Raw genomic sequence first — 23,943 nt, forward strand, 5'->3', positions numbered from 1 at the left:
AACATACTGGAACCCTTATGCAGACTTTAACCTCTTTACTCCGCGCAATCCCAACACCTGATAGTGCTGCGATGCGGCGTGCACAACAGCATATCGACGGCTTGCTTAAACCGCCGGGAAGCCTTGGGCGGCTCGAATCGCTCGCCGTGCAACTGGCCGGTATGCCTGGCCTGAAAGGCACCCCGCATGTGAACGGCAAAGCGATGCTGGTGATGTGTGCCGATCACGGCGTGTGGGATGAAGGGGTTGCTGTTTCGCCTAAAATCGTCACGGCTATTCAGGCCGCGAATATGACGCGCGGGACAACCGGCGTTTGTGTGCTGGCCGCGCAGGCGGGGGCAAAGGTACATGTGATTGATGTCGGTATTGATGCCGAACCTATTCCTGGCGTGGTGAACATGCGCGTGGCGCGCGGCTGCGGCAATATTGCCCAAGGCCCGGCAATGAGCCGTTCGCAGGCCGAAGAACTGCTGCTGGAAGTTATTCGTTATACTCATGAGTTGGCCAAAGACGGTGTAACGCTGTTTGGCGTTGGTGAACTTGGTATGGCAAATACGACACCTGCAGCAGCAATCGTCAGCGTGCTGACCGGCAGCGATGCTGAGGATGTGGTAGGTATCGGCGCTAACCTGCCGCTTTCCCGAGTAGGCAATAAAGTTGAGGTTGTGCGGCGAGCTATTGCCGTCAACCAACCGGATCGTAATGACGGTATCGATGTGCTGGCTAAGGTTGGCGGGTTTGATCTTGTCGGTATGGCGGGGGTGATGCTGGGGGCGGCCTCCTGTGGCCTGCCTGTGGTGCTGGACGGTTTTCTCTCTTACTCTGCTGCGTTGGCGGCCAGCCAGATTGCGCCGCAGATTAAACCTTACCTGATCCCATCACACTTCTCCGCTGAGAAGGGCGCTCGCACTGCGCTGGCCCATCTTGAATTGGATCCGTACCTCAACATGGGGATGCGTTTGGGCGAAGGTAGCGGGGCCGCGCTGGCGATGCCGATTATTGAAGCGGCCTGTGCAATGTACTCCAACATGGGGCAGCTCGCCGCCAGTAACATTGTGCTTCCGGATGGTAAGGAAGCGTAGTTACGTGAGCCCTGAACCCCGCGGGATGGCGGGGTTTTTTATGCACATTTTAGACGTAACCCACTAAAACAGATAATAAAAGCTATAATTAACGGATGTCTGCTGCGACGAAGGAAAGGAAAAAGATGCGTCGTGTGAAACTGCTTTGTTCACTCATTATGCTGCTCGCATGTCAGGGCGCGCAGGCGGTGAGCTATCCGCTGCCGCCAGAAGGAAGTCGCCTGGTGGGAAGCCCTTTAACTATTACGGTCCCTTCAGGAAACACTCAGCCGTTGGAAGCCTTTGCCGCGCAGTACGGGCAGGGGTTGAGCAACATGCTTGAAGCCAATCCCGGCGTAGATGTTTTTCTGCCTCAGTCTGGCTCAACGCTGGTTGTGCCTCAGCAACTGATTTTACCGGATACCGTGCGCGAGGGGATCGTCATTAACGTCGCAGAAATGCGCCTTTACTATTATCCCGCTGGCAGTAATACGGTTGAAGTTTTACCCATTGGCATTGGTCAGGCGGGAAGAGAAACGCCGCGTAACTGGGTGACGGCGGTCGAGCGTAAGCAGGAAGCGCCGAGCTGGACGCCGACGCCGAATACCCGCCGTGAATACGCCGCACGCGGGGAATCCTTGCCTGCGTTTGTGCCCGCTGGACCAGATAACCCGATGGGGCTGTATGCGATTTATATCGGCAGGCTTTATGCCATACATGGCACAAATGCGAATTTTGGCATTGGTCTGCGGGTCAGCCAGGGTTGCATCCGTTTGCGAAATGATGACATTAAATATCTGTTTGATACCGTCCCGGTTGGGACGCGTGTGCAACTGATAGACCGACCGGTGAAATACAGCGTAGAGCCCGACGGCAGTCGTTGGGTGGAAGTGCATGAACCCCTGTCACGAAACCGTTCGGAATATGAGTCTGACAGACAGGTTCCCTTGCCAGTCACTCCCGCGTTGCGCACTTTCATCAGCGGGAATGACGTGGATGTGAGTCGCGGAAATCAGGCGCTGGAAAGACGCTCCGGCATGCCGGTGAACATCAGTCTGGTTCAGACGCACTATTAATTATCACGGCGACCCGGTACCTTTAGCCAGGGTGGGTCGCTGTTTTAATTTGATACTGCCCTATTTTTACCACGCCAATATGGTCAGCCATCAGCTGCGCTTCGTGTTCGCTGTGGGTAACCAGCAGTGCCGTTTGCCCGGCGGCGCGTAAAATATCCCGTACCTCGTTGCCAAGACGCTCACGCGTACGCTTATCCAGGCTGGAGAAAGGCTCATCGAGCAGCAGGATTTCCGGATGCGGGGCCAACGCGCGCGCAAGCGCGATACGCTGCTGCTGCCCGCCGGAAAGTTCATGCGGATAACGGCTGGCATGGCTGTGCAACTCCACCATTTTTAACAGCTCCGCCACCCGAACCAGCTGCTCCTCGCGTGGCATACGTCGTAATCCAAAGGCCACGTTTTGCTGCGCGGTCAGGTGGGGGAACAGCGCATATTCCTGAAAGACCATGCCGACATGACGTTTCTCCGGCGGCAGATGAACCCCGGGACCGGCAACGCGGCGCTGTGACACATAGATCTCTCCGCTTCGCAGCCGTTCAAATCCGGCAACTGCGCGTAGCACCGTAGTTTTTCCACAGCCTGAAGCGCCCAGCAGACAGGCGATTTCTCCTTTACGTACCGACATTGAAAATCCGCTCAGTACCGATTGCTGGCTGTTACCGTAGGCAACGTGCACATCCTGGAGTCGTAATGCATTTTCTGACATTGTTGCTCTCTTAACCACGGCGAGTCATCTGATGACGCACCAACAAAATAACCGGTAGCGTGCCAGCTAAAACAATCATTAGCGCGGCGATAGCGCCTTCTTCATAGGTTCCACGGGCGGCTTCCGCATACAGCAACGTTGCCAGCGTTTCGAAGTTTACCGGGCGCAAAAGCAACGTGGTTGGCAGTTCTTTCATGGCATCGGCAAAAACCAGCAGGGCGCTACTCACTAACGCCGGGCGCAGCAATGGGAAATGAACCCGTGCAAATGTGCCCGCACCATTCTCACCCAGCAGACGTGAAGCCTGTTCCAGCGACGGCGGGATGCGCCCCAGGCCGGAGTCCAGCGCGCCGATAGCAATTGCCTGGAAACGCATGGCACAACAAATTACCAGCAGGATCCCTGCAGACATCAGCGGCAGGCCGCGAACATCAAGTAAATCAGCCAGCCAGCGGTCGACAGCCATGGCGGGGGTTAAAAAACCAATCGCCAGAATGGTGCCGGGAACCGCATAGCCTAAAGACGCCAGACGCATTACACCGCGACGAAATCCCGGCATCGCGTTATCTGCGGCGCTGTGGCGCGCGCTCCAGGCAACCAGCATACTGACACACACCACCACCAGCGTGGTTCCCGCCGCCAGTGATAGCGTATTTTGTAATGCTGACAGTAACGAGGAGGATATTGGGTTCTCATCGCCTATGCGTTTGGCGCTTTCCCAAATTAAAAACAGGACCGGGGCCAGAAAACCCAGCACAACCGGCAGTGAAATAACGCCACCGAGCAGCCAGCCACGCCAGCCCTGCACGCGCGTGGGTTGAATTTCCCGCAGACTGCGGCTGCTGAAACCCTGTTTTCTGCGGCCATAAAATTCCAGCGTCAGAATAAAAAATATAAACATCAGCATCATGCAGGCGATTTGCGCCGCGGCAGATAAATCAGAACGCGAGATCCACGTGGTGTACACGGTAACCGTTAAGGTCTGTACCCCGAGGAATTCTGACGCGCCAATATCGTTGAGCGTTTCCAGCAGTGCCAGACTGATCCCAACGGCCAGTGCCGGGCGAGCCATGGGGAGAGCGACGCGAAAAAAGGTTCCGGTCGCGCTGCATCCCAGCGTACGCGCAGCTTCCAGTAAATGGGCCGGCTGGCTGATAAACATAGCGCGGGTTGTCAGGTAGACGTAAGGATAAAGCACTAAGCCGAGCAGAATTATTGCGCCGGAAAGAGAACGTAAATCTGGCAGGCGGAATTGTCGCGGGCTGTCAAATCCCAGTAAGAAACGGATAAAGGTTTGCAGGGGACCTATCGGATGCAACAGATCGAGCCACGCAAAGGCGACGATGTAGGTCGGCATCGCCAGCGGCAACAGCAGCGCCCAACTGAGAATTTTTCGCCCAGGGAAATCCCATGCCGTCACCGCCCATGCGCTGCCTACGCCAATGACACCGACCATTACAGCGACACCTGCGAGCAACAGCACGGTGTTTTTTAGCGCAGATGGCAGTACATATGTCATGAGATTATCCCAGTGGGATAAATCGGCCTGGGTGGCCTGCCAGATCAGCGCAACGACAGGGGTCAGGACGCCAAGTGCGACGCACAGCGCGCCAAGATGCAACGGCGTTAATAATGACTGCGGCCCGGAAACCAGGCCGCGTAACGTCGGAAACTGCAGAGGTTTATTGATCGAATCCAACTTTATCTACCAGCAGGCTAGCTTGTTTACGATACTTTACGATTTCGGTTAGCGGCGTTTTATCGACATCGATTTCACCGATTGTGGCGCTGATAACCGGGTCAAGCGTTACGCCTTTCAGTACCGGATATTCGAAGTTCGCTTTCGCGTACTGCTGCTGGGCAGGCGCCGAAACCAGATATTCCATCAGCTTAACGGCATCGGCTTTATTCGGCGCATAGCGGGCAACGGCTGCACCGCTGATGTTGACGTGCGTACCGCCATTTTCAAAGGTGGGTTTTACGACTTTGATGGCATCGCCCCATTGACGTGCATCGCTGCCTTCTTTGGCATTTTTCATATGGCCGACGTAATAGGAGTTAGCCAGACCAATATCACAAATTCCGCCGAGGATATCGCGGGCAACATCGCGGTCGCCGCCGGTGGCTTTACGTGCCAGGTTAGCCTTCACGCCGCGCAGCCATTCTTCGGTTTTGGCTTCGCCATGATGGGCAATCATCGCGGCGATCAGCGCCGTGTTGTACGGGTGCTGCCCGGAGCGAATACAGACTTTTCCTTTGTATTCAGGGCTGGCGAGCTGTTCGTAATGCCAGTTATCGATTGGCAGCGACTTCTCGGCATACAGCACGCGAGCGCGCATAGAAAGCGCAAACCACTGATTATCCGCACCGCGCAGATTCGCAGGAATCGCGGCTTTCAGTGCTTCTGACTCTACCGGCTGGGTTACACCGGCTTCAACTAAATCGATGAGATTACCGGCATCGACGGTCATCAGCAGGTCGGCAGGCGAGTTTTTGCCTTCAGCCTTAACACGCTCAAGCATACCGTCTTTGATATAGACCGTACTCACTTTGATGCCGCTGGTTTTAGTCCAGCTGTCAAGTAAAGGCTGGATCAGACCCGGTTCGCGGGTGGTATAAAGCGTTAACGTTTCCTGAGCGAAAGCAGGCAGGCTGACAGAGAAGACGAGGGCAGAGGCAAGCGTGATACGGCGCAATCCGGTGCGAGGCAGAGCATTCATCGTTTTTATCCCAGAGTAATTGGAACATACAGTGAACCGAGCAAGGCTCGTTCTTTTGGCTCGCGTACAATAAATGATAATCACTAGCACTTACAATAAGTGCAAAGTTTAAACGATTTACATTTACACAACTTTAATCAACGATGTGATGCAACGGCGGATGGGGCGTTATGGCAGGCTGGGCGCTCTCTTACAGGCATTTTTTTAACAGACATAAAAAGCAAAAAGCCTGCTTAGTTTCCTAAGCAGGCTTCTTAAATTTGGCTCCTCTGACTGGGATCGCCTTTGCCAGTAACTGGCTAATATGTAAGCTAAACCTGAATTGCCGTTCTGTCAAGACCACCAGAATGACCACCAATAGATCTTATCTGCATCTGCAAAGTTATATACTATCGATAAAGGGGGATATCTCTTGGATGTCTTCTTCCTCAGAGAGAAAAAATCGTAGAATTATATATATTAATAGGTAAAACCTTTTGGCTGTTTAATGTCATTGTAATATACTGTTTTTATATACATGATTGTATACTTCAATGATTACTAGCAAGTAAATATAAGAATATAATATATTATGTAGTTTTTATATGTTCTCGGTTGGAATGATTTTGAATAAGGACCATACATGGCTGATAGTAATGAACATTTAAATAATAATTGCCCCTCATGCGGTAGCATGCTTGATTCAGATGAAGTGTGTGCTTGTGGCTATGACTCAAGCTTGGATGTGCAGGAGGAAAGTTATGTCCCTCAGTTTGCATTGACAGCAACTCTGGATAAAGTGTCAGGGGACTCCGGCCCTATATTTAAAGAGTCTTTAGGTGAAGTTTGGACATTAGATACAGAAGACGTTCAGCTTTTTATTAAACAAATCGAGAAAAAATTTAAACTTAAAAGGAAACTTCATGGTGTAATCGATGAAAATAAAATGCCATTAAGTGCACCTATTTCTTTCAGTAAATATCTAAATCAAAATATAGATTTTAAATCTTTTGTTCAGTCAATGATGGATAGAATGAGAGGTGAAGCGAATAATGACAAATCAAGGCTTTCTGGTGGGGCTATAATATTTATTCATTACAATGTAGATAATGATAAAGAAAGTAGTGGTCGTCTTTTTATTATCATGGTGGATAGAAAGGGAGTCTTTAATTTCGATAAAAATCTTATTCCAGAGAAATTACCATCTATAGATATAGATTCCTTGCGACAAGCTGTCCTTGTTGATTTGACTTTATTCAAAGCAAGCTACCCAGAAAATAATGGCGACCCTTATCTGCACTTTATATCTGGTCGATCTAGTAGCGAATTCTTTAAGCGAGCATTGGGTTGTAACCCAAAAATTGATAATAATAGAAGTATTGATGAAACAAATAGAGCTGTTGATGATTTTGTTAAGGTAATGAAGTTAAAGCACATCGATAGAGTTAAAGTAAAGAAAGCAGTCGAAGCTTTGATGAAATCAAAAGCAAAAGATCCCAATGATAGAAAGTTAACGATTGAAGATATAGGGAATTGTATAGAGAAAACCCTTCCTGAAAATAAAGAATTAAAAGGGAAGTTTGTACAGTTCGCGGATGTTAATGAATATGTTATTGATGATTTTTTCGAACCAAGTAGATTTTCTGGAAGTAGCTTTGGAGAAATAAAGATTTCTGATGCGGAACAGGAATATGAATGTAAAATATCTGTTGATGCAATTAGCGAGGATGATACATCAAATGCAAAAGTTATATATGATAGAGCTAATGGCCAATTAATAATACGATTGTCGCATAATGCAGTAACTGAAATCGAGAAAATAGTTGGTTAAATTTACAAGGAGAAGTGATGAGCGACATGAATGGTTTTGAAACATTAGTAAATGCTATCTTATCGGCAAAAATTGAAGTCGATAGTGGCTATATGTTGCTCGAATTTGAAGACCAATCAATTGATATTAATATAATATCTAAGTTAATCAAAGATTATGGTTTAGCCGTAGAACCTGAAGTTGAAAGTAAAGAAATTATTTTCCCGTTGTCTTCTGGGGCATTTCGAGATGATTCAAATATATATAGTACGCTAGATTCCTTTTTGAGAACATGTATTTCTCTAGGTTATGTTCCTAATGATTTTATTATTCTCACTGAGAAGATTTCTTCACTATTAATTGATGATAAAATTGGTAGTATTGATATTTACTTAAAATGGACTTCAGTATTATCCAGTGTTGCTAATCATCAAATTGGAGGGAAGTTTATACTCTATATACCAAGTGATAATGGTGGTAAGGAGTTAGTTATTAATTCCTACGAAAGATTGGACTATATTATAAAAGCTCCCTATAGCAAGGTCGCTGTAGACTCAGTTGATAAAATAATAAAGGTACTTGATGTCGAGGATGCTCAGTCTCCCGAAAGAAAATCTATTATTCGTACTGCTATATATGATTTGATTAATAACATTGAGAGTAAAGATGTTTCAGCGCTAATCACAATAAGCGAGAGGGTTTTTAACCGGTATAACGATCTTTTGGAGTTATATACTAATAGATTCTCCGTTAACAAACTATTGTCTGAATTGGAACAAAAAAACCTTGAGTATACAACCAAAATAAATGATTTTGTTTCATCTAGTCAGACAAAAGCTTTTGCAATTCCTGGGGCCTTGATTGCGATCGGTGGATTAGCTAAAGCCAGCGGCTTCTGGGATTCTTTATTGATTTTTATAGGTCTCTTTCTCGTATATTACATAACTTCTATGTCCAACCAAGTTTTATATGAGTCCTATATAACTTTAAAAAATAGTCTTAATGACTCTTTTTCAAGGTATTCTAAATTTGATGAAGGGGTGGAAGTTAGGGATGCAGCCAAAAAAATCTCATTAGAGCTTTATCATAAAATAGATAATGCAAAAGAACGGTTGGAAAAAGTTAATAGCATTGCAAAATGGATGCTTTGGATAGGTGGGGGGTATCTGGTCTTGAAAATGATATTTATTGATGGTAAGTAAATAGAAATATTGTTAATCTAATTTTGTTTTTCAATTATCAAGAGAATGACAAGTGAGAGTTTTTATATCACCATGTGATGGTTGTTTAGTTTGATTTTCAAGCTCTTTTGTAATTTCATCTACAACCGAATTATTAGTTTTTCGGGAGCCTGAAAGTGTATAACTAATTGGGTTTCACTGGTATTAAAAAATTATACTTTCATATTTATTGAAGTTCCCCTCTTCATGAGTTTTTGCAAGTGAATTACTGGCGGATTTCTTATCTTCTCTATTGAACTACCATTTATCCATCATGTTATTTAAAATAATCGGAAAAATTAACATTGGGAGATACACCTAGAAGTTTGGCCAATGTTTCAAAAATGACTGTAAGTGCACCGGTTTTAGTTCCCCGCACTTTATGGGATTTCAGCCATCAGCCGGTACTCTTCAGGTGTCAAGTTGTTCAGTGACTCGTGAGGGCGCTCGCCGTTATATTCAGCCAGCCAGCGCTATGTGATTTCCCGTGCTTCATTCAGGGTTCTGAATAGATAAAAATCCAATATTTCTGTCCGGTACGTCCGGTTGAACCGTCCGATAAAGGCATTCTGCGTGGGCTTGCCGGGCCTGATAAATTCCAGCATCACACCATGCTCTTCTGCCCATTGTGCCAGCGTCAGCTAGACCAGCTCCGGGCCGCTATCCATCCGCATTTTCAGCAGGTATCCGCAGTTTGCCACGTTCCTGTCCAGCACTCTCACGACCCGCTGCGCCGGGATATTCAGGTCAATTTCGATCGCCAGCGCTTCGCGATTAAAACCATCCACTACGTTGAAGGTCCGTAAGCGCCTGCCGCACACCAGCGCATAGTGCATAAAATCGATGGACCAACTCACGCTTTATCGCTGGTTTTAAAGCTTTTTTCAATAACGTCTTTCACTCCGCGGCATTCGAGACTCAGGTTCGCAAGCATCTGTTTCAGTCGGCGGTTTTCATCCTCAAGTTCTTTCATCTTTTTGATATCAGAGACTTCCATATCGCCGAACTTCGCTTTCCAGTTATAGTACAAGGCCTCAGAGATCCCGGCATCGCGGCAGACATCCTTAACGGTACGTTTGGCTTCGACGGACTTCATAACAGCGATGATCTGGTGTTCGGTTAATCCGGCTTTGCGCATGGTGATCTCATCCAGGGACATAGTCAGTATGCCGGAAGATCTCTAAAAGTAAATGGCCCGGTTTACCGGGTTGCTTACAGATCAGCCGCTTCAAAGTTGGGGTGTAAGCCGAGTACTGGTACTAGATGCTGGACTGTGGGTGGGGCTTTGGCTGGTGAAAACACTTTCAAAAAAATAACATAGTTAGTGATCGATGCCATTATGCAGGGGTATAATCTTATTCTATGATTTTTCGAACAAAATAGTTGCCATTTCAGGCAAATCATATGTGTGGTCAAGTAAAATGATGACATCTGGTATGGTGATATGAATAGTATTTTTGCAAGAGAAGGAGACGAAATCCGGGTTCTTTCACTATTTTCTGGCTGTGGAGGGATGGACTTTGGTATTGAATCTGCCGGAGGAAAGATTGTTTTTGCTAACGATATCGTTGAAAACGCGTGTAAAACATTAGCCAAGTATTTTCCTGATACTGATGTTAAGCATGGCGATATCTCTCAAATTCAAACTTTTCCATCTGTGGATGTTGTCGTTGGTGGCTACCCGTGCCAGTCATTTTCGATGGCTGGTAACAGAAAGCCCAGCGACGATGCGCGGACCAATCTTTATAAGCAATTTCTTCGGGTATTGAATATCGTTCGACCTAAGTATTTTGTGGCTGAAAACGTTTCAGGATTACAGCAGTTGGGCGCAGGTAGCTTTTTAGAACAACAAGTTAACGCCTATCGGGATGCAGGATATCAAGTTAGTCACCATCTTGTTAATGCAAAATCTTACGGTGTTCCACAGTCACGCAAGCGCCTGTTTATTATTGGTGTCAGAAACGATCTGGGGCAATATTTTGAATTTCCGGCAGCAACGCATGGTAAAGCGACCTTAAAGAACCCGCACTTAAAACCTTATGTTTCCCATGGTGAGGCTATCCGCGATTTGCCATTATGGCCAGAGGGTGAGTTTTACGAACGACCTCACGATCCCGAGGGGCACTTCTCATGGTACTTTATGTCCAGAAATCGTAAGGCCAAATGGGATAGTCCTGCTTATACCGTCGTAGCGAACTGGCGACATGTGACGTTGCATCCAGCCAGCCCAATGATGAAGTTAACATGGTCAAATCTTGAGGACGGCTGGAAGCAGCGCTGGGATTTTTCTGAAGAATATGAACATGTTGCTATTGATTCAACCCGGCCTAAGCTGGAACAGGCTAGGCGTTTGTCATGGCGGGAATGTGCCAGAATACAGACGTTTCGTCATGATTTTGAGCCTATTGGTGATATTGAATCTCGATTTACTCAGATAGGCAATGCAGTTCCTCCGTTACTGGCCGAAATCATTTTTCAACATCTATTTTCTGGTGATGGGTTGAAAATGAATTTGAGGAAGGGCGAATAAAAATCATGAGTATATCTTTCCCTATTTCTTTAGAAGAGTGGAATGCAGCACTAGTTAACGCCGTTTTTTTTGAGCCTTCCCGTGCAGGTGTATTTTTGAGTCGAATCGATACTACTGGAAGAATTTTTGAGCAATTGGCTGGTTCTCGTAGTAAAGAAGAAGCTAAGCAAAGCTTTCTTGATTCATTTGGTAAGGATGAAAGAAAAATACAACGTTATCTCAGAGATGATTCAACGCTTGATAGTCTGACTCGAATAAAAGGCATCCCACCTCATTTTTCTATTCTATATTTAACGTTACTTGCCGCCAGTGCTGATAATGAAACTCATGATGAAGGAGACTTTAGGGTTAGATTTTCTGTATTATTGGGACTGAATAGGAATAAGAAATTTATTTTTAGAGAACTGCCTAGCTTATGGCGAAGAGTTGAACAATGGAGTCAAAGTAAACAGGGTTGTTCTCGGTTATTTTTACCCCATCCCCAAAATGAAAAGCTGATTGGGTATTCTAAGAGGCTTTCTTTTCCTTGTTATAGAGATGAAATTCGTTTGCGAGCCATACTGGTTCGTAATAATCTGGACAGCCATTCAACATTTGAATCTGTTAATAAAGTAATACACCAGAGAATTGATGATTTTAGTGAAGTATTCGTCAGTGAATTCAAAGTATTCTATACGCTATTATCAACTGCAGCCATGCAGCAGGCATATAGTAGCCCGTTCTGGGGGGCTGTGAGGGATATTACGTGGCATGAAGAAAATCAACAAGCCAGAGAGAATGGGCTTTTCTGCATTCACTTAGACGCTACCGATCCGCAACTTCCAGAACTTTGTCTGTTAATGGATGATGTTGGTGCTCAGACTTTGGATACCGTTAAAACTGAATCGTTACCAGAAAAATTGGGAAATTACAGTAGCATTTATTATCAGACCAACGTTAATGCTACATTAACGAGTTTACTTCCATTTCTACAAAAAAGAAAAAAAGGCTTAACTGGATCGCGGGTTGGCATGGCGCTACATGCTGGTTGTTTACCCCTTTTCAGGGATGATTCTGGGTTTATCAGTTCGGATGGTCATTATTTTGACGATGGTCTGGTTTGTTTGATTATTCGTCATGAATATGCTGTACATATCCGCACCATGTTTGAACATACTGGCCTGACTGTTATGACGCTAGGAAAAAATACAGGTTCTGAAGATTGGGAAGTTCTCGTCTTTGATACGATGAGTAGACAGGAATTAACCGAACTTGCCAAATTACTTCCTGGTGCTGCTCGTAGATTTATGGTTCAGAGTTGGATACCTGCTCGACCTTATATCACAGGTGCAGCCCGTTTTGGACAGTCAATATTACTTAACCCAGCCAGTACGCCGGTTATTCATATGGTGGGTGCCATTGGCGGGGAATATGTAATCAGAGATTCCAATCATATAGAACTGGTCAGCGGCATACTAACACCAACACAAGGTGGTGAAGGACTATTTATTTCTCCGGAAAAACTCACTTCATTATCAGGACAGGCGTTTTGTCGCTATCGGTTAACGCTTGAGAAACAGGTTGAACCGTTGGTTTTTGACATTCACGTCCTCGATCATGCGCCGGATGCTCCATATCGTAAAGTTGCCGAACAACATGACTGGCTTATTGATGGTCAACGGGGAACATTAGTGCCATTAAACAATGTTGAGTCAATGGAGTGTCTGAAAAACCAAAAAACTACCTCACTAGGCGGATCATGGTCGATATGGCGACTTGATGAACGTGTGCCTGTAGAGAGTAAACAGTTTGATTTGCACATGCTTCCTGCCGCATTTGACTGGTTAGCTGAAGCACTGGCACTGCGTTTTCAAAAACGCAGTACGCTACCATTTGATGAGCTTAATACACATTTAACGCCCGTATCACTAGCGACAGGTATACCTGCATGGCGGTTGCGCCGGTTGCTTTTTGCCTCAGGCTGGCTTTGCGTAATAGAAAGACGACATGCGCCGTATCCGGTGGTATCACTGGCAAAACGTACATTGTCTGTTTGTGAGAAGGTAGAAGGACTCACTGCCCGAGTTGGCGGTATGTTGACGAAAAGCGAGCGTCATCATCTGCAAGGTTTGTTGAAAGAGAGTGAACGGGTAAGACGTTGGTCAACAGTGGATAATAATTTTGCACTTGGCAGTATTGAATTGATTTTGTCAGGAACCGATCGCGTAAAAGATTTGCTTGAACAGTTCAATTGGCAGTTTCTAGCCAGAGAAGATTTTTCTGTTGGCCCATTAAGTGGCGTGCTGTTATCCATGACTCAAATAAAGCAAGTTCCAGCTTTGCCACCCGATATTTATGTGGCGTTCTGGCAGACAAAAAAAAACCAATGGTCAGAAGAAATCCAGCCAACAAATAGCGACCTGTTAATGCGCTGTCGGGAAAAGCAACGTAATCGTTATTTTATTCGGGCAGATACGGGGTACTGGCAAACTGATAGCTTTGCCTGGGCGTTAATGGCTCACGTCATGAGGTCGGAAAAAACGCTTGGTACTCAAAGTCACTATGGCGATCTCTTCTGGTCTAAGTCACTAATTACTTTACCGATTTCTGTCACTCAGTGGTGGTTACATTTCGCCGGCGGTTGTTGTACCGTCAGTGATGACGGAAGGATAATATTTGCTGGTAGAGGGGATGAATTGTGGGGAGGCGTTGAGTGTGATGATAATGCTGTTTTCCCGGTTAATCGAGCAGTCACTCGGCGGGCGAGAGCTTTGGCGCTACGCAGGATAAGCAGCATCAATTAATCTCTTAAATCAATCACCAAGGAGCTCACTCAGGGTGTCTAAAAAACAACATATCATTAAAGAAAGATTGAGGCAGATGTATCTCTTTGGTGCAGAGCCTTTTGAGTTGATGAACTGCCTGAAAGAATCGCAGCAAAAGCTGATCATGGCTGGTGCTAAAGCGGACAATTTGCCAAAGGTTCCGAACAAGATTTTACATTTTTTGAGCGCATTACCACCTAAGGCCCATTCCATTGTGCTAACCTGGTTTCGTACTCACGTACAATTTCCAGAACAAGGTGATCCCCAAAAAATCATTCATGAGATTCTGCTCGCAGAAAATAACGATAAAGATATCTCATCACCAAAACCGCTATGGCGCGCAATCCTTGGGTTCTACGTCACTCAGCCTTGCCCTAACATCGTCGCACAATTTCTTCGCGGTGAAGAAATTACACTACTCCATAATGATGATCCTCATGAGTCCAGCGATAGATTACCTGAGCAGTCAACGATTAGTGTTACTGATGAAGATATCGAGCAGTGTCTATTCGTAAGTCAGGGACGTGACATATCTCCTTCAGATCGAATAATTCCGGCGTTCGTTGCTGGGCTTGTTGCTACGTTGAAGGGGGAAACGGAAGTTGCAGGTCAGTGGGTGTCACAGTTATCCAATCACTCACTGCCTCTGGGGCAAAAATTTGGTAGGCTCATCTCAACATTTGGCGTCGTTCGTCCTCAGGAAGAGGCTGACAACGGAATAGTATTATTGGCAGAGCCTGTCGCGCCAGACGATATCAATGGCGATATCGATGGAGTGTCCTTTGTCGGTAAAGTGACGAAAGTGCTTCCCTCTGGCGTATTCTTTGTTTCGCCCGTTGGCCTGTTTATTGGCGATGAACTGCGGGATCTTTCAGATGCTCACAGCCATATGCTCTATCCCGATCGTGGTGAAGTTATAGGATTTTTAAATCATTTTACAAATAATGTGACCCATGGGGAATTAGGCATATGGCAAGCGAGACACAAGCCATCCGATAAAACGGCCCAGTGTGCATTGACTGAGTACCAGTCTCGCGTATATTCCGTTGTCAAAATCCCCTATGATTCTGGCGAACCGGATGCGATTCGTGAATGGCTATTAACCTGTTACCAACCTCAAGATAAAACTCCTACTATCTTCTTCTTAACCGATGGTCTGGCGCTAAGATTACCCGGAGACATTCTTGATCCTAAAAAATATGATTTTGACGTACCTCTGGATTCTTATCGGGAATTAAGTTGTGTGGAACTGCGCTCTCAGTCAATCACTATAGTGCCTCAACTCCCCGGATTGAGCGAAAAATATGATTGTGCGCCTGCCATTACATGGATAAAACGGCTGTTAAAGTTAGACTATTCATCGACAGATTTTCCTGTTTTCAGCAAATCACACTTACAGCGTTTAGCTCACTTTATGGCTGAATATGAGTCAGATAATCGAAGTGCGTATTTACGTGCATTGACGCAACTTGAGAAGGTTGCGGTTTCAAGAGAATTTCTGGACGGTAGCATTCAACAACTGTTGACGTTGCCGACAATAAAGACGCAAATCTATGCAGAGAAGCAAGTAATACTGGCTCAGTATGAAAGTGAGCAGGAACAACTCAGACAGACGATTGCATCACTGATGGATAAGAAGGCGCAGTTGGATGCAGAAATTAACCGACAGGAAAAGACGCTAAAAAGCGAAACAAACCGTATAAAAAAAGCGCTACGCCAGCAGGAAGCTGAGCTGGATTCACGAATCAGGCAAACCTTTGAGCAAGCGTCTCAGGCGGGTATAGAAACGTTGGCACAGACGGCGTTGTTGCGAACGATGATCGCTGGTTCGGCCACACCCACACCCGTTATACCATCAGAACGAATCACCGAACCCGCCTTGAGCCTTCCGTTACCTCAGTCTTTACTACCGCCGGAAGTAAATGAAATAAACAGCAAAAGAGTGCTACAGGCCGCGATCGAAGAACAGGCAGCGATTACCGGACTAAGCGAAAATCTGTTGTTCAGTTTGATTGCTGCCGCAAGTGTTGTATCAGTTGTCGGATTAACAGGAAAATACGCCCAGAAAACTGTCGTTTCTTTAGCCAATATTCTGTCGAGAAGCATATGGGGGGAGGTCTCTATTCATGGTGATCTTTTTAGTATCAGCGACTTAATGAAATCGCCTGTGCTAATCAGGAGTACAAATAGCACGAGCTCTATGACGCTGGGTGACTTCTTAGCGCACCAACAATCAAGCGGGTTAATGACGATAGTAAAACTACGTGGGTTTAACCGAATGCCGCCGGAAACATTACTTCCCGAACTTAACGAATGCCTGTTTAGCAGTGAATATTCTGCGGGACTATGCTGGAAGGATCAAAATAATACCTTGCGGCACCTTTCGTTAAGTTACCCTGTATTGTTTGTATTGACGTTTACCGTTGGTAAAAGTACGTTCCCACTACAGGGGCCAGTTGCTAATCAGTTGCCCGTATTTATGGCCGAATATAGCAGTACACAGGTTGAGCAGACTGAATACTCACCAGCCGAATATACTTCAGATATTGCGCCCGCGTGCGTGGCCTCCAAATTATGGTCTTCGTTATACGCCGATGCTCACCCTAAAGATAATCAGCAGCAAACTATGCGGGCGGTGTTAAACGCATTGGGTTATTCCGACGAAAAATCTCAGGCGCTGGCAATGCTGGCTTTCACTATTGGGCGCAGTACCACAGAAAAAATAACCGCAGAAATTGAGCCATTGGCTCCTGCATTGATACCTTATGTTCAGGAAATCACTCACGGTGCATCTGCAACCGTGCTTGATCATCTGTTCCAGCTATAAATAAACAAGGGCATTTTATGAATAACCCACTGGAATCATTTGAATCAATAAGGGATTTTTACATCACCTATCTTGAAACTGCTTTTCGTATAGGTTCACCCGATATTCAGGCATATCGACGTAGCTTACTGGAACAGCAAGGTACATTATGTGCAGATCTTTTTCTGGAACCAATGCCAAGATATCAGGATTATGGTTTAACCATCAGTGATTTACGTAATGTGGCTGAAGGTGAGGAATGGCTGCCAGGGTTTACCGAGCAACAAAGGGACGCATTTATCGATCTTTGTCTGGGAGGGCTTTTGCCTCGCGATAAAGCCGATTCCACCAAAGGACGTTTTAAACTTTATACCCACCAGCTAGACATGCTGAAAAGAGGTGTACAGCCCGCAATGCCGGGTATCGTTACATCAGGAACAGGGTCAGGTAAAACAGAATCTTTTCTGCTGCCAGTTCTGGCTCAAATTGTGAAAGAAGCGAGTGGTTGGCCGAAAAGTCCTTCGCTTAAATGCTGGCAGCCGTGGTGGCATAGTGGAGTAAATACTCAGCCTACGTTTATGCGTGAGGCAGAAGCATCAGCACGGCCAAAAGCCGTACGAGCGCTAATTTTGTATCCAATGAACGCACTGGTTGAAGATCAAATGGTGCGTATGCGTCGGGCGCTTGATTCCCGAGAAGCACATGAAGCGATGGATTTACACTTGGGTGGCAACCGTATCTTTTTTGGTCGTTATACTGGCGCAACGAAAGTCACTGGCTGGTTAAACCATCCCCGACCGGGGAGCGAGGAAAAAGAGAAAAAAGAGAAAAAACGGGTCGCTGGTAAAATCACTGAATTGCGCGAATATCTTCAATCCGTGGAAGACACTCATCGGGAAGCTGTGCGGCAGGGGATTCGGGATCATGATGATAACCTGCAATTCAATTTCCCTAGTGTATCAGGCGGAGAAATGCTTAGCCGCTGGGAAATGCAAAAATCACCTCCGGATATACTGATTACTAACACCAGTATGCTTTCCACGATGTTGGTACGGGAGATTGACGATCCTATTTTTGACCAAACCCGAGAATGGATTGAACACGATCCTGATGCCTATTTTTATCTTGTCCTTGACGAACTGCATCTTCAGCGCGGTACAGCAGGGACCGAAGTCAGTTATTTGCTCAAACATCTCATAAACCGTCTGGGGCTGGATCAGGAACAGCACCGACATAAGCTCCGTATTCTGGCATCCAGTGCCTCACTGCCCGTTGATGGCCCTGAAGGTAAGAAAAGCGTTGAGTATTTATGGGGGATGTTCGGTCAGCGAGGACTGCCTGTGAGTGCAGCAGCTAAAGACTGGGCAGATTGCGTGGTGAATGGTGCCATGGTTTCTCCAGCACAGGATAATACGTTGCATTTCCACGGAGACCTCAACGACTTCTGCAATACGGTAAGACAGCTACAGGGATCCTCACTGCCATCTTTGCAACACTGGTCAAACGTTGCCCGAAGTATGGGGGGCTATCATGACGAGCAGTGTATGGAAAAACTGGCTAAATGGGTTGTTGTGCAGGCCGCCTGTATGCTTGAAAAAGGTTGCTATACATGTGAAAAGTCTCTGCGTGCTACATCAATAACTGCTCTGGCAGAGCGTATATTTCCCTCCCATTCCGCAGGACGTGAGGGGATTCGTGCATTAATATGGTTACGTGCTGCTACAGATAGCTGGCCTGAGTGGTTTTCACATCCCTTTCCCGATGATATTCCATTGCCACGTTTTCGCGCCCATGCGTTTTTACGGGCTCTGGAAGGATTATATGCAGCACCGCTACCTTCCCCCTCAAGTGCATCAACAGAAGAAAGAGATCAGCACTTTTTTGCCGATCTGACGGTTGAGTCTGGCCTGCGTTATGGCGAGCGTCACTATGACAACAAAAAATCACGACGCGTAGAATTACTCTACTGTGAGTGTTGCGCCACACTATTTTTTGGCGGCAAACCCTCTTCTTTCTCGGCAACGGATAGCCGCGTAGAGCTTTTACCCAACGATCCCGATATTGATCAACTACCTGAACATGCGAAATCGGTTATGGTTGAACGACGTTCCGCCGAAGAATATGCGTTGTTTATGCCGACCGTCGATCGATTCTGGCCTAGAGGAGAAGGAACTCCAGCCGATGAGGACTCTTTTGGGAAGTGGATTAAGGCTGGTTACGATCCGTTTACTGCGGCGATTCAACACACGTTATCGCCTATAAGATCGATTGAACAAACTCATATTGCAGGCTGGTTCTATTATGTCCCATCGGGTGATTTTTCCACTAGGAAAAGAGGCCAGTCGTCCAGCCAGTCACCGGGGAGTGCGCTGCCTTTCCAGTGTCCGGCATGTGGTACATCATATAAATACGGTAAAGGTAAACTATCACCTATCCGCAGTTTTCGAGTCGGCTTTGCGAAAACCACGCAGCTCTTGGCCAGTACGTTGATGGCTGAATTACAACGCTCTGGCGATCGGGAACGGCTGGTCACATTTTCTGACAGTCGGCAGGATGCTGCCAATGCGGCGCTCGATTTGGAGTCAGGTCACCATGATGATGTTCGCCGTGAGATTGTTGTGCGCTCGCTGAAGGAACTGTCAGCGAGTCAGTGCTCCCATAAAGAAGTGACCATACAGTTAGAACAACTTAATAAACGCAGAAAAGAACTAATTAGCAAAGAGATTAAAGAGGGGCGGCTCTCTGCGGATGAAGACAAAGAATTAGGACAGCTTTTTGGCGAAAAAGAGCGGCTGAGTGACTTATTGCTACTGCCACAGGCAGACAGCGTATCGCTGAGCAGCATACTGGAGCCTGAAGCACCAATCGCAGGCAACGTCCTTAATCCTCTGTTGGCAACATTAGTTGACGCGGGTATTCATCCTACCGATCGAACGGGGATATCTCCTGTCCCTGAGCCCTCAAAACAAAAACATGATGAAGAAACTATCACTTTTGCATGGCAGCAATTATTTGAAAAAAACAAACAGACCAAATGGTGTTGGAAGAAACATCCTTCCTATGAGGATAATCTGGACGTTGCCCGGAAGGAAATCTCCCGCGACCTAAAACAACTGGTCGGGGAAAGCGTGTTCAGTAAAACCTATTTTGCGCTGGAAGAAGCAGGATGGGGTTATCCCTGTCTTCCTCTGGCTAACAACTGCTCGCGGGAACAATTGGCTGTCTATGACGCTATGCTTCGCGTATTGGCGGATGCCTATCGAGTCGCACCGTCCCAGTACACAACAACAGAAACGCGCTGGCATGTTGCAGAGGATGTGAAGCCTAAAAATCGGTTGCGCCGTTTTAGCGATGAGCTTTGTAACCACTCCAGAGCCAAGACATTATCGCTGATTGGGGACTTTCTGGTGCACCTCAAACGCTCTGGTCATCAGGGCGGCATTATTGACATTGGAAAAGTGCACTTTCGTTTAGTAGAGGCTACCGCTCCTTTCTGGCGCTGTAGTCACTGTGGCCGCGTCCATTTGCACAAGGGGGCAAAACTTTGCACCCGCTGTTATGCGCCACTACCTGAAACATCTTCTGGTAACGCGGGGGAATTACAAACCCAAAACTATCTCGGTAAACGTATATCGTATGCTTCCCGTATCAGTAGAATGCGTTCTGAAGAACTCACGGGCATGACGGGGAATCCGGCAGCGAGATTACGCCGTTTTAAAAGTATCCTCATTGCTGATGATGACGACATATTGCCAAAAGGGCTGGAGGACTTCGAACCTCATCCTGAGTTGGATAGAGCCGCCAGAGAGGTGGATGTACTCTCTGTTACCACCACGATGGAAGTGGGGGTTGATATTGGCGATCTACGCGCAGTTTTTCAGGCTAACATGCCGCCGCAACGTTTTAATTACCAGCAACGCGTAGGGCGAGCGGGACGACGTGGGCAGGCTTTTGCATTTGTATTAACGGCATGTCGCAGCAAGAGCCATGATTTATTTTACTTCCGTAACCCGGAAAAGATCACCGGCGATCTCCCTCCGCCACCTTTCTTAACTACTAAACTGGAAATGATCTGCCAGCGCTTAGTGCGCAAAATCTGGCTGGTGGCCGCTTTTAAGTGGCTCAGAGAGCAAGTAGTGGATTCGGGGCTGTCGTGGCCTGTTGATGGTGACAGACATAAACCCGACAATCACGGAGAGTTTTTTCAGGTTCATTGGCTAAAAGAAAATCAGGCAAACTGGTTGCCGCGCATTCGTAACGCGCTGAAAGAAACCATCAACGCGCGTGATGAGTTTGCTCAAGCGTGTATGCAACAGGATGAAATATTCTACCGTACAATAATCCACCCTCTGACGCCGGAATGTCTAATACAAGATATTAAATCAGTACTGGACGACGACGCTATGGCAGGAAAGGGACTGGCGGAAGCGTTGGCCGAACAGGGAAAATTCCCTATGTACGGTATGCCAACCCGAACACGACTTCTGCTGACAAGGCCGGTGAGTACGGACGAACATGATGTACAGTTCGCCAGCATGGATCGCGATCTGGATATTGCGATTCAGGAATTTGCACCGGGAAAATATCTGGTACAGGACAAGCGCCGTTACTTTACCGCAGGCTATGCCGGAATGCTGAAGCAAAGCTACAAAAACCCGGCCGAATTTTTCACTGAAGCTGACGAACCGGGAGAATGCAGGGCGATGACCGTTTGCCCGGTGTGCAAAGTCTGGGTACTGGTGGGCTCGATGACCGCTGTATGCAGCGCCTGCGGTGGGGTCATGGATGGTGCTGAGCAATATTCGTGTTACGTACCCAACGGATTTATTACCACTCTTGAAGATAAATCTGCAAAAGAAGACTTTGACCAAACCCTGACGGTGGCCAGCAGAGTATCTATTGCTGAAGCTTACTCAATTGAGAATGCAGTATCTGTACCTGACTCTAATGTTGCCATCCAGCTAAAATCCCAAACCTGCCTTAACAGGTTAAATCGTGGTGTTTATGCGGACAAAACATGGAGTGGTTTCAATGCGATACAAGGCAATCTACGGGTTCCATTCAGAAAGGCGGGAGTATATCAGCCGCTATGGGCAAACCACGTATGGTTAGACAGTAACCTTCTTGAGGCTGATTTATCACTTAAAAACCGCTTTACCCCTATGCAGGAAAGCCGAGAATCGTTTTATCTCTCGGCACCTAAAGTAACCGATTTACTGGCGTTGATGTTGGTGGATACTCCGGTGGACCTCCAGTTACAGTACTTGCAAGGCGCACTGACTCCTGCATTTCGGGCGGCCGCGCTATCTGCTTCTTTTATCATCGTCAACTATGCTTCGAAAGAGCTACTTGATACTGATCCGGAAGAAATTGAAATTCTGGAGCCTCGCGTACAAATTTTAAAAAACGGTATTTCTGCACCGATATTACAAATGGCCGATCGTCTGGTTAATGGTTCTGGATTATGCGAGCGACTACAGCAGATCGGGAGCTCTGGCTCTCCGATTGTTCTTGAAGTGATGAATGAGATTATCAATGACGAAAGATCCTATCCACTAAAAGAGTTTTTAGAACCACAGCATCGCGACGTATGTTTTCAGGCATGTTATTACTGCCTGCATCGATACGGTAATCAGGCTTATCATGGCTTGCTCGACTGGCGTCTGGGACTGGATGTCATTCAATTGCTTTTGGATAAAACCTATGATGCCGGACTACGTGGAGATTTTTCATCCCCCGGCATAATTGACTGGACGGTTAATGCCAAACGACTGGCCGAAGAAGCATCGTCTTTATTTAAGGGGAGTGAAGTAAAAATCGTGGGAAATATCCCGCTGATAGGTATTAGCCCACAACGCTGGGCGGCAGTACTGCATCCTTTCTGGAGTTATGACGGGGTTTTTAAAGCTAATCCTGAACTTGAGGTGCTCTCGCTTGAGGAAGATATCGTATTTACAAACACCTTTGAGCTTTCTCGCCGTATGGGAACTGTGATGGCAAAACTGTGCACACCACCTCGTTCGAGCGAAAAATGAATATAATGACGTTGGAGCGTACCCGCCCGGTGCTCCCCTCAAAGCTGGGCGTATTTATTACCTGCCCAATGAGGTACTTGCTGGAAAGCGAGCAGCATTCTTTCCTGTGTTTGCCTTTGCCTCCTCAGGCTGCTCTGGGGAGTGCCGTGCACAGACTGGCAAACACGTTGCAAAAAAGTGGCGAGAATAGTCCTGAATCAATCATACAGAGGCTTGAAAACGACTTTGTGGCGACCTTGATAAAGACTCAGCAAGGAGCACTGGCGCTATGGGTCTGGGAACGCTATGGCATTGCTGGATTAGTATCGCGTCAGGCGTTGATCAAATACATTCGTTACGCCAAATCTCTTGTTACTCCGGTTGATGAACGGGGTGGACATTTGCCAGATATGATAAAAATGCGGGAAAGTGTTATTCCGGTAGGTCGGGAAAAACTGCTGAAAAGTACTTGTTTCGATATGCAGGGACGTGCCGATCTCATTTACAGAAAAGAAACCGGGCAGATACGGGTTGTTGACTTTAAAACCGGCGAAGTGAGAGACGAAAAAAATCAGCCGAAAGAAGAATATTTGTTACAAATAGCGGCATATGGCATGATGATAAAAGAGCTAGCTCCTGAAATTAATATTGAACTGGAACTAGCCGGAGTAGGGGGTAGCTGGACCGGTGTATTGGATAACAGCCTGCAAGAATGCGTCAATCGTGTTCTTGTCTCATTTAATGAAATATTACCTCGTAATACTTCTTTTTCTGCGCTTAATATAGCTCGGCCGGGTAAACATTGTATTCAGTGTGCTGGCCGTTGCTCGTGCCCGATTTACTCAAAAAATTCATGTCATTTCAGGCAACAATCCTGCCCTGACGATCGTCATTTTAACATCGATATTCATGGGCGATTACTGGAGGTTGAGATGGATAATAATTTTACGACTCTACGACTCCTACTTCCTGATGGTTATATGGCAAAAGTATTTCATATTCCGACTCGATTTATTCCTGAGTCTAATGAGATGATAGGTTGCGACGTTACTCTGTATGGATTGAATGTCTTTGGCGCTAGTTCGGAGAACAATATCCCACGAAATTTTTATGTTGTGGATACTCAGGAACCCAGAAGATCGGCATTTCAGTTTTTCCTGCAATGGAAGAAAAACCACTAAATATTGTCTCGAAAAATAATAGAGGAAAGTAGAGAG

The 23,943-nt window shown here is 46.5% G+C and carries 12 protein-coding genes and 1 pseudogene; 9 read left to right on the top strand and 4 right to left on the bottom strand.

Annotation, left to right across the window (positions count from 1 at the left end; translation table 11 throughout):
- Window positions 1–17 precede the first annotated feature (17 nt).
- Together cobT and ldtA are read left to right on the top strand one after the other, a co-directional pair.
- On the top strand, window positions 18–1,082 hold the full coding sequence (gene cobT / locus OGV80_RS23320; protein ID WP_043016802.1) for a nicotinate-nucleotide--dimethylbenzimidazole phosphoribosyltransferase: 1,065 nt from the start codon (window positions 18–20) through the stop codon (window positions 1,080–1,082).
- A 125-nt stretch (window positions 1,083–1,207) separates the two neighbouring features.
- Window positions 1,208–2,137, top strand: a complete 930-nt coding sequence (ldtA, locus tag OGV80_RS23325) for a L,D-transpeptidase (protein WP_043016801.1) — start codon at window positions 1,208–1,210, stop codon at window positions 2,135–2,137.
- A 22-nt stretch (window positions 2,138–2,159) separates the two neighbouring features.
- Here ldtA and OGV80_RS23330 read toward each other — a convergent pair whose 3' ends face one another.
- The 3 genes from OGV80_RS23330 to OGV80_RS23340 are packed head-to-tail and all read right to left on the bottom strand — an operon-like array spanning window position 2,160 to window position 5,563.
- Window positions 2,160–2,843, bottom strand: coding sequence for an ABC transporter ATP-binding protein (locus OGV80_RS23330; RefSeq protein ID WP_087052583.1), 684 nt, complete (start codon window positions 2,841–2,843; stop codon window positions 2,160–2,162).
- A 10-nt stretch (window positions 2,844–2,853) separates the two neighbouring features.
- Complete coding sequence (locus OGV80_RS23335; protein ID WP_087052584.1) at window positions 2,854–4,542, bottom strand: ABC transporter permease; 1,689 nt, start codon at window positions 4,540–4,542, stop codon at window positions 2,854–2,856.
- A complete protein-coding gene (locus tag OGV80_RS23340) occupies window positions 4,526–5,563 on the bottom strand; it encodes an extracellular solute-binding protein (protein WP_043016798.1) in 1,038 nt (345 codons plus the stop codon). The genes OGV80_RS23335 and OGV80_RS23340 overlap by 17 nt, the downstream gene beginning before the upstream one ends.
- 622 nt (window positions 5,564–6,185) lie before the next feature.
- On the opposite strand from OGV80_RS23340, the gene OGV80_RS23345 reads away from it, so the two are divergent.
- Both OGV80_RS23345 and OGV80_RS23350 read left to right on the top strand, forming a co-directional pair.
- Window positions 6,186–7,373, top strand: coding sequence for a nucleoid-associated anti-phage protein (locus OGV80_RS23345; protein ID WP_090049498.1), 1,188 nt, complete (start codon window positions 6,186–6,188; stop codon window positions 7,371–7,373).
- A 17-nt stretch (window positions 7,374–7,390) separates the two neighbouring features.
- Entirely contained in the window at window positions 7,391–8,554 is a 1,164-nt protein-coding gene (locus OGV80_RS23350; RefSeq protein WP_120763976.1) for an anti-phage protein, read from the top strand.
- Between the two features lie 398 nt (window positions 8,555–8,952).
- Here OGV80_RS23350 and OGV80_RS23355 read toward each other — a convergent pair.
- A pseudogene (locus tag OGV80_RS23355) lies at window positions 8,953–9,710 on the bottom strand (integrase core domain-containing protein).
- Between the two features lie 306 nt (window positions 9,711–10,016).
- Between OGV80_RS23355 and OGV80_RS23360 the strand changes: the two are divergent.
- Genes OGV80_RS23360 through OGV80_RS23380 form a run of 5 tightly spaced genes read left to right on the top strand, consistent with a single transcriptional unit; the run spans window position 10,017 to window position 23,907 of the window.
- Complete coding sequence (locus OGV80_RS23360) at window positions 10,017–11,102, top strand: DNA cytosine methyltransferase (protein ID WP_045338337.1); 1,086 nt, start codon at window positions 10,017–10,019, stop codon at window positions 11,100–11,102.
- A gap of 5 nt (window positions 11,103–11,107) precedes the next feature.
- Entirely contained in the window at window positions 11,108–13,885 is a 2,778-nt protein-coding gene (locus OGV80_RS23365; RefSeq protein ID WP_090049493.1) for a hypothetical protein, read from the top strand.
- A 34-nt stretch (window positions 13,886–13,919) separates the two neighbouring features.
- Window positions 13,920–16,733 (top strand): coiled-coil domain-containing protein, encoded by a 2,814-nt coding sequence (locus tag OGV80_RS23370; RefSeq protein ID WP_286515813.1) that lies wholly within the window; start codon window positions 13,920–13,922, stop codon window positions 16,731–16,733.
- 17 nt (window positions 16,734–16,750) lie between these two features.
- Entirely contained in the window at window positions 16,751–22,747 is a 5,997-nt protein-coding gene (locus OGV80_RS23375) for a DEAD/DEAH box helicase (protein ID WP_154911216.1), read from the top strand.
- A 5-nt stretch (window positions 22,748–22,752) separates the two neighbouring features.
- Window positions 22,753–23,907, top strand: a complete 1,155-nt coding sequence (locus OGV80_RS23380; RefSeq protein WP_158613265.1) for a RecB family exonuclease — start codon at window positions 22,753–22,755, stop codon at window positions 23,905–23,907.
- Window positions 23,908–23,943: the final 36 nt, after the last annotated feature.

This window comes from Citrobacter sp. Ce119 (genome assembly GCF_030334525.1).
Classification (GTDB): domain Bacteria; phylum Pseudomonadota; class Gammaproteobacteria; order Enterobacterales; family Enterobacteriaceae; genus Citrobacter; species Citrobacter europaeus.

What these genes read in the sequence shown, in the direction of transcription:
- cobT (WP_043016802.1), top strand. Translation starts at nt 18, where the DNA reads ATGCAGACTTTAACCTCTTTACTCCGCGCAATCCCAACACCTGATAGT.
- ldtA (WP_043016801.1), top strand. Translation starts at nt 1,208, where the DNA reads ATGCGTCGTGTGAAACTGCTTTGTTCACTCATTATGCTGCTCGCATGT.
- OGV80_RS23330 (WP_087052583.1), bottom strand. Translation starts at nt 2,843, where the DNA reads ATGTCAGAAAATGCATTACGACTCCAGGATGTGCACGTTGCCTACGGT.
- OGV80_RS23340 (WP_043016798.1), bottom strand. Translation starts at nt 5,563, where the DNA reads ATGAATGCTCTGCCTCGCACCGGATTGCGCCGTATCACGCTTGCCTCT.
- OGV80_RS23345 (WP_090049498.1), top strand. Translation starts at nt 6,186, where the DNA reads ATGGCTGATAGTAATGAACATTTAAATAATAATTGCCCCTCATGCGGT.
- OGV80_RS23350 (WP_120763976.1), top strand. Translation starts at nt 7,391, where the DNA reads ATGAGCGACATGAATGGTTTTGAAACATTAGTAAATGCTATCTTATCG.
- OGV80_RS23360 (WP_045338337.1), top strand. Translation starts at nt 10,017, where the DNA reads ATGAATAGTATTTTTGCAAGAGAAGGAGACGAAATCCGGGTTCTTTCA.
- OGV80_RS23365 (WP_090049493.1), top strand. Translation starts at nt 11,108, where the DNA reads ATGAGTATATCTTTCCCTATTTCTTTAGAAGAGTGGAATGCAGCACTA.
- OGV80_RS23375 (WP_154911216.1), top strand. Translation starts at nt 16,751, where the DNA reads ATGAATAACCCACTGGAATCATTTGAATCAATAAGGGATTTTTACATC.
- OGV80_RS23380 (WP_158613265.1), top strand. Translation starts at nt 22,753, where the DNA reads ATGACGTTGGAGCGTACCCGCCCGGTGCTCCCCTCAAAGCTGGGCGTA.